The sequence below is a fragment of the Propionivibrio pelophilus DSM 12018 genome (assembly GCF_059569095.1).
Window position 1 is genome coordinate 1 of record NZ_JCANUT010000146.1, and the last position, 1,115, is coordinate 1,115.

1 protein-coding gene is annotated in these 1,115 nt (G+C 63.9%); it reads right to left on the reverse strand.

Going from position 1 to position 1,115, the window contains the following annotated elements:
* Nucleotides 1-45 precede the first annotated feature (45 nt).
* Nucleotides 46-1,059, reverse strand: a complete 1,014-nt coding sequence (locus BO74_RS21125) for a TRAP transporter substrate-binding protein (RefSeq protein WP_496445379.1) — start codon at nt 1,057-1,059, stop codon at nt 46-48.
* Nucleotides 1,060-1,115: the final 56 nt, after the last annotated feature.

A 1,115-nucleotide genomic window follows, 5' to 3' on the forward strand; every position in this document is an offset into this window, starting at 1 on the left:
GTGGAGCGCTCACTGGCCGTACGGTGAAGTTCGGCCATGATTCGCTTATCCCAGAACGGTCTTGCGCAGGTCCTTGACGAAGGCGCCGAAGGGTTTCTGCTCCCACTTGTCGAAGACCGAGGCGGTTTGCTTGCGGAAGGCGGCGAGATCGACGTCGCTGACCGTGATCGCCGGGTTGGCGCGGAAGTCCTTCTCGAGCTTGACGTTGGCCGCGTTGGAGGTGCTGATCTGCAACGTGGTGGCTTCGGCCATGGCTTCCATGATGATTTCCTTGGACTTGGCGTCGAGCCGGTTCCAGGCCATCTTGGACATCAGCACCGGGGTGCATTCCCACTTGTGCGCGGAGAGGCTGATGAAGGGGTTAACTTCGTAGATCTTGGCGCTGGCGATGTTGGTCATCGGGTTCTCCTGGCCGTCGACGACGCCTTGTTGCAGGGCGACGTAGAGTTCGGAGAAGGCGATCTGGGCGGTGGCGGCGCCGAGGGCCTGGAAGATGTCGATGGTGGCCGGGTCGGGCGGGGTGCGGAACTTGAGACCCTTCAGGTCGTCCGGGGTCTTGATCGCGCGCTTGCTGTTGGTGATGTGGCGGATGCCGTTGTCCCACCAGCCGATCGGGACGAGGCCGACGGCGTCGAACTTGGGCTTGAGCAGGTCGCCGATCTTGCCGGAGAGGACCTTGACGCCGTCGTCACTCTTGGTGAACAGGAACGGCAGGCCGAGGGCGGCGAGTTCGGGAACGATGGCCGAGGTGGCGCCCTGGCTGTTGGCGGAAATCCCCAACGTGCCGGTGCGCAGGCTGGTGAGCATGGCGGCGTCGTCACCGAGCATGGCGGCGCCGGCGACGGTGACTTCGAGTGCGCCACCCGACTTCAGCTTGACGAGTTCGGCGAACTTGTCGGCGGCGATGGTCCGGGGGTTGCCCGGCGCGGCGCCGTGGCCGAAGGTGATCTTCATCGGGGCGGCCCGCAGGATCGTCGGGGCACCCATCAGCGCCGCAGCGCCAACAGCACCGGCACCTTGCAGGAACGAGCGGCGGTTCAACTTGAAACTGTCTTTCATACTTCCCTCCGTGGTTTCAAAGTACTACGAGACACAAACTCGGCTTTTCAGCCGTG

What these genes read in the sequence shown, in the direction of transcription:
- BO74_RS21125 (WP_496445379.1), bottom strand. Translation starts at nt 1,059, where the DNA reads ATGAAAGACAGTTTCAAGTTGAACCGCCGCTCGTTCCTGCAAGGTGCC.